5 protein-coding genes are annotated in these 6,340 nt (G+C 37.6%); 3 read left to right on the forward strand and 2 right to left on the reverse strand.

Going from position 1 to position 6,340, the window contains the following annotated elements:
• The first annotated feature begins 176 nt into the window (after positions 1-176).
• Positions 177-1,115, forward strand: coding sequence for a cation diffusion facilitator family transporter (locus tag E5A76_RS07315; protein WP_053988821.1), 939 nt, complete (start codon positions 177-179; stop codon positions 1,113-1,115).
• A gap of 151 nt (positions 1,116-1,266) precedes the next feature.
• Positions 1,267-1,656 carry a hypothetical protein gene (locus E5A76_RS07320; RefSeq protein WP_053988822.1) on the forward strand — a complete coding sequence of 130 codons (390 nt, stop codon included), beginning with the start codon at positions 1,267-1,269 and terminating at the stop codon, positions 1,654-1,656.
• A gap of 45 nt (positions 1,657-1,701) precedes the next feature.
• Here the strand turns inward: E5A76_RS07320 and E5A76_RS07325 are convergent, their stop codons facing one another.
• Positions 1,702-2,721 (reverse strand): lipoate--protein ligase, encoded by a 1,020-nt coding sequence (locus E5A76_RS07325; protein ID WP_161118526.1) that lies wholly within the window; start codon positions 2,719-2,721, stop codon positions 1,702-1,704.
• Positions 2,722-3,452: 731 nt separating this feature from the next.
• Positions 3,453-4,148 (reverse strand): MaoC family dehydratase, encoded by a 696-nt coding sequence (locus E5A76_RS07330; protein WP_161118527.1) that lies wholly within the window; start codon positions 4,146-4,148, stop codon positions 3,453-3,455.
• A 350-nt stretch (positions 4,149-4,498) separates the two neighbouring features.
• Here E5A76_RS07330 and E5A76_RS07335 point away from each other — a divergent pair, with 350 nt between their 5' ends.
• Positions 4,499-6,217 (forward strand): choice-of-anchor I family protein, encoded by a 1,719-nt coding sequence (locus E5A76_RS07335; protein WP_161118528.1) that lies wholly within the window; start codon positions 4,499-4,501, stop codon positions 6,215-6,217.
• Positions 6,218-6,340: the final 123 nt, after the last annotated feature.

Raw genomic sequence — 6,340 nt, forward strand, 5'->3', positions numbered from 1 at the left:
TATTTATACTTTATGCATTTTTCTTGTATTAAGCGGTTATCTATAAGGTATATTTTTTAGAAAAATGAAGTGTGATATTTGTAAAAAGTAGGTGAATAAGCGAAAAGTTGTCTCATTTGCAGCTGAAGTTAGTTATCATATGCTCGACTTATAAGTAATAATTCGATTGGTTGGTTATGTCTGAAGCTGCTGTAAAAGTAATACAAAAAGTAACCTGGATAGGGTCCATAGCGAACATTGCACTCGCATTTATAAAAATTACTATCGGTAAGATGACTGGAAGCCAGGCATTGATTGCCGATGGTGTGCACAGTTTCTCTGACTTAGTAACAGATACTGCAATCCTAATAGGTTCTCGTTATTGGACAGCTCCTGCTGATAAAGAGCACCCTTATGGTCACGGTCGTTTTGAAACTCTTACGAATATCTTTATTGGTGTGTTATTGGCGCTGGTTGGTATTGGTATTGGTTGGGAATCATTAACCTCAATCAGTGAGCAGGCGCATAGTAAGCCAGGGATGCTAGCTTTTGCAGCCGCTGTTGCATCTATTGTGGTGAAAGAAGTGTTATATCGCTGGACAGCGATTAAAGCGAAAGCAATCAATAGTCGTGCTCTGTATGCTAATGCATGGCATCACCGTTCTGATGCGTTGAGCTCACTACCTGTTGCCATTGCTGTAATTGCAAACTACTTTGTGCCAGAGCTTCATTATTTAGATCAAATTGCAGCTTTGATTGTTACTGCGATGATCTTGAAAGCCGCCGCTGAAATTTTATGGCCCGCAGTGTTAGAAATCACAGAAGCGAAAGCTGATGCTGATATGGAAAGCAAAATTCAATCTTATGCGGCAGAAGACAGTGATATTAAAGAAGTTCATGCTATTCGTAGCCGTAGAACGGGCAGTACGATTCTGCTTGATTTTCACCTGTTAGTTGATCCCGATATGAGCGTGGATAAAGCACATACTATTGCTGAGAACTTTAAATCTCACTTACTGAAAGAGTTAGATGAGGTTGTTGATATTATCATTCACATTGAGCCGTTTAACTGTAAAGAAAGGGTGCTTAATCCGTGTTGTGATGACTGTGATAGTGATATGAAATCCTCGACTTGATGATTGAAACTAAACGGTGGTGTATTTAACATCGCCGTTTTTGTTTTTAAGCCATCGTATTATTAGCAAGACATTCGCTATTTCGTGATATAGCAGAACTACACCTCTTACTATAGTTAAACTACCTATATGCCGTTAAATAGGTTGTATTATGCCCTTAATCGCGATTAAAGCTTTGCCTTTCGAGACTGGTGTTGAAATAGAAGATGCATTGAAGTCTTTATCAGAACAAATTTCGCTTCAGTGTAAAATAAAATTAGAACATATTATGATCACTTGGGAATGGATAAAGAACGATCATTATATTCATAATGGGGAAGTGGTAGATAAACAGCAGCAATTAACGCATCCGTTATTAGTTGAATTAACTGCACCTAATTATTACTCACAACAAAATATTATGTTTCTAATGGAACTGATAGCTAAAGATATATCATCAACTTTGCCGATTAATAAAGATAATGTATTTATAAGTTATACGCCAGCTTATAGTGATGGTGTTTATGATCATGGCTCGGTGATTAATTGGGATGATAGTTAATAAGCGACTCAGTGTTTATTATAGAAAGAGTCTCTTATTAATGAATTAGATAATGGTGTGTTTAAGCCATTGGTTAATGTCACTTAGCACATCTCGATGCTTAGGGTATTGCGTAATGAGTTGAGTTATCGCTGCATCGAATGCTGTCGCGTTATATTCGATGTCAAGTAACGCGGTTTCTAATAACTCGATAGGGGCCGGATCTAGGCTATCGGTAAAGGTTTTAATAGCAATAACACGGCCTTTTTTGACATCTAGATGTAACTCAACACCACCCCATGTGAAACGCTCATCGATGGTATGCATAAATTGGGGCGTGTTACCGAAGTTCCATTCCCAACTTGATTGAGTTTGGTACTTATCAGTAAAGCCTGGCATATCAGGTAGGTTTTCAGGTGAAATATATTCAACCTCTACCCGTTCATCATAGTGGGCAAAGAAAGCCTCTTTAATGGCTTCACAGACGCTATCGTGATTGATTTCAGAGTTTATATCACACAGGTTAGTTACACGTGAGCGTACCGAAGTGATCCCTTTTGCTTCCAGTTTCTTTTTATCGGGATTTAGATAATTTGCTAAGCGCGTGAGATCGGCATTGAGTAATAATGTACCGTGATGGAAACCGCGATCCATGGTTTCACGGTAAGCTGAACCTGAGAATTTTCTCTCATCTTCACCCACTTCAACAACCAGATCATTTCGACCTGTTGCTTTAGCATTTATACCTAGTGTTTTTAATGCTGACAATACAATGTTAGTGGAAACATTCTTATCGTACTTTGGCTTACCTGCCATAAAAGTGAAGTTGGTATTACCCAAATCGTGAAAAACGGCACCACCACCACTTTGACGACGAGCCAGCGTGATCCCATCTTGCTCCATTTTTCCTGTATTACACTCTTTCCATGGGTTTTGAGCGCGACCAATAACGACAGTATCAGCATTACGCCATAAGAAGAGAACTTGTTGATCTGCTGGCATATTACGGAAAATCGCATCTTCAACAGCAAGGTTGAACCATGGGTGTGTAGATTGAGAAATAAAAACGCGAGTAGTGGATGGCATTAAGTATACCTGACTGTTACTTGAGAATATTTTTAAATTTACATGGTAAGTTTATGCTGGTAAAGCAGTATAACGTGCTGTTGGTTTGGAAGGTAACGACAAATTCTGTCTTATATGGCAAAGCGATAAGAATGGTATTGGTAAAATAGAGAAGATGAAAAAAAACCAAATCATATACTATAAACTGGAAGAATATATGATTTGGTAACAGTGTTTTTTCGCTTTAGAGAGTCTTAATGCTTTCTAGTACGTATATTAAGCATAACATTGGCTGTTAAACGTATGTATAGCGATAATTGAAAGGTTAGGTTGATAACATAATGTTTTATTTTCTAACCTTTTCTTTTATTAAGCGTAGTCAAAGATATTTGACCTGAAAAGCCAATAGTTTAAAAAAGTTGCGATCAGAGCATGGCATAAAACCATGCTGCAGCTAATTATGAAAATACGTTTATTGTTGGCTTGTTTGTGCAGAAGGGGTTGTACTTTCAACTTGAGTTACTACATCGTAAGTAATGAAGTAACCTACAAGAAGGATAAGAGGGATAAATTTAAGCCACTTTTTCATGATGAAATACCAATAGTCGGAATAGCTTCGTACCTTACCACCGTATTTAATTTGATAAAGATCGATTAATGAAAAGTTAGGTTTACCCTGAAGCAGCCTTGTGCTTGATATTGAGATGTAAAAAAACCGAGCCACGGCTCGGTTTTAATCATACGTTGATAATTTAGAAGTACAAACGTACAACAGATTCAGCAACACATCCAGGGCGACGACAGCCTTCGATTTCTACTGTGATTTCTTGAACAATTTCTAAACCACGTTTAATTGGTGTTACTGACTGAATTTTTGTACGAGCACGTACATTTGTGCCAGATTTTACTGGATATGGGAAACGAACTTGGTTCAAACCATAGTTCACTGTCATTTTTGCTGTTGGAAATTTCTGATTTGCAGGATCAACGCTATCTGTTAGGACAGACAGTAGTGATAGCGTTAAAAAGCCATGAGCAATAGTGGTTTTAAATGGTGATTCTGCTTGTGCACGCTCAGGATCTGTGTGGATCCATTGGTGATCTTCAGTAACACCAGCAAAACGATCAATACGAGACTGATCAACGGTTAACCATTGGCCAACATGGATCTCTTCGCCTACCGTTTCCAGTAATGTATTCATCAGCTTTTCAGCTTCAGGATGCATTTCAATCGGCTCTGGTTTTGCTGTTTCTACTGAGTTGCCATTCGCCACAGAGACTAAATTATGCTCTTTCACCCATGAAGCCAATTGGCTGTTGTTCGCTTTGTTTAGGAACTCAACCCAATAGTCACGGATTGTTGGTGATAGCCAGTCTTTAAATTCAAACTGGTGATGTGATAAAACTTCACGCTTACGTTTGATGAAATCGACTACTTTTTCTTTCATAGAGCATAACCTTCGTTGAAAATCCCACCTTTGGGGAGGGCGCGTATTGTAGCGATAATTTACATTCGCACAAATTTATTTGTGGAGTGTGTCGCACTATACGACTCATCCGATGAGTTGATTTTAGTTAAATCAATCAAATAGCGCAATCCAAAAAAGTGAATTAATCAGTTATGTTGCATTCATTTAAAAAATTTCCATTATTAAATGAATGACTTAGAGAGAGAGTTGTGATGTTAGGAAATATGAAATTTTTCTTAGTTGTCATAAATATATCCCACAATCGTAGTAAAAATTACATATAGCTTTGCAAAAGTGTGGCAGTTTTTTGTTAACGTTAAGGATTGACCGTGAAAAAACAATTATTGGCAGCACTAGTAATTTCTTCTTTATCCTCTTCATTTAATTTTGCCCACGCCACTGAAAAGCCATTTGAAATAAACCTTATTGGTCGTGCTTTATTAAATGCACAATCACCTGAAGGTGCAGCAGAAATTGTCGCTTATCAAAATAGTAAAAAACGAATTTTTGCCATCAATGGCTCAGGTAAAACATCTACAGTCGAAATTATTGATGCAGCTAAATTTAATGTATCTGATTTAAAACAATCTGCTAATGATGTAACTAATAATAGTAATCTATCTTCTGTTTATACAATTAATTTAGCAGAACATACGAAAGGTAATGCAAATAGCATTGCGATAGCGGAAAAACATGCACTTGCTGCTGTGGCGATTGCTGCAGATAAAACCGGAGAAAAAGGAGCGATTGCTTTTTATGACATAAGTGGAGATAAGCCTGCTTTTATTAAGAATGTCGAAGTGGGCTATTTACCTGATATGGTGACATTTACGCCAGATGAAACCAAAGTCATTGTTGCCAATGAAGGTGAGCCATCTGGTGATTACCTTACAGACCCAGAAGGATCGATTGGTATTATCACTATTGATAATGGAAAAATAGCTGATAAAGCAACATTACTAGGCTTTAGCCAATTTAATAAGCAGCAAGCCAAGCTTGAAAAACAAGGAATGGTTTTCTCAAATCCTAATGGACAGACTATTAAAGGTAAGAAAATTACCACATCGGTTGCTCAAGATCTTGAGCCTGAATATGTCGCAGTATCAAAAGACAGCAAAACCGCTTATGTTTCATTGCAAGAAAATAACGGTATTGCGATTGTTGATTTGGCAACCAATGTCATTACTTTACAAGGGCTAGGTTTTAAGGATTGGTCAAAATATAAAATGGATGCCTCTGATAAAGATGGTGGCATTAATATGCAGGTTTATCCTGGCTTATATGGCATGTACCAACCAGATACATTAGCCAGTTATAGTGTTAATGGTAAAAATTATATTGTGATTACCAATGAAGGTGATGGGCGAGAATATTTCTTTGATGCTAAATATGAAGCGACTTGTAAAGCACAAGGTGGTGTCGATTTTGATAAGAAAGATGGCTGTGTCTCTTTTGTTAATGATATTCGCGCTAAGAAATTAACACTGGCAAGTAACTTTGATTATTTAAAAAATGATGAAAGTGATATTGGTCGTTTGAAAGTCAATCCTCAACTAGGTGATAAAGGTGGCGATGGAATATATGAAGCACTATATACCTTCGGTGGGCGTTCATTTTCAATTTTAGATAGCCAAGGTAAGATGATTTTTGATTCTGGTGATGAAATCGGGCTGCTAACTGCAAAGATTCACGGTAAGGCATTTAATAATGATGAAGATGAAAATGCGGGTGATGCGCGTTCAGATGCAAAAGGTGCAGAACCAGAAGCGTTAACAGTGGGTCAAGTCGGTGATAGAACTTATGCCTTTATTGGCCTAGAACGTATGGGGGGCGTGGTTGTTTATGATATTACGGAACCAAGTAAGGCGCATTATGTTGATTATTTTATCAATAGAGGTTTAGATGAAGCTAAAGCGGTTACGGGGGATTTAGCACCGGAAGGGATGACATTTGTTTCTGCAAAAAACAGTGCAACAGGTAAGCCACTAGTTATTATTGGTAATGAAATTTCAGGCAGTGTTGCCGTGTGGGAAATCTCAACACAATAAACACATGGCTGATTTCTAGATAATAAAAAGCCGATAACAATTTAAGTTTGATGTGACCCCATAAAGTTGGACATTTCGGTTAAGCGGCTTGTAAGGCCTGATTTCGATATTCAATCGGAGTCA

The organism is Photobacterium lucens, from assembly GCF_009873615.1.
Lineage (GTDB): Bacteria > Pseudomonadota > Gammaproteobacteria > Enterobacterales > Vibrionaceae > Photobacterium > Photobacterium lucens.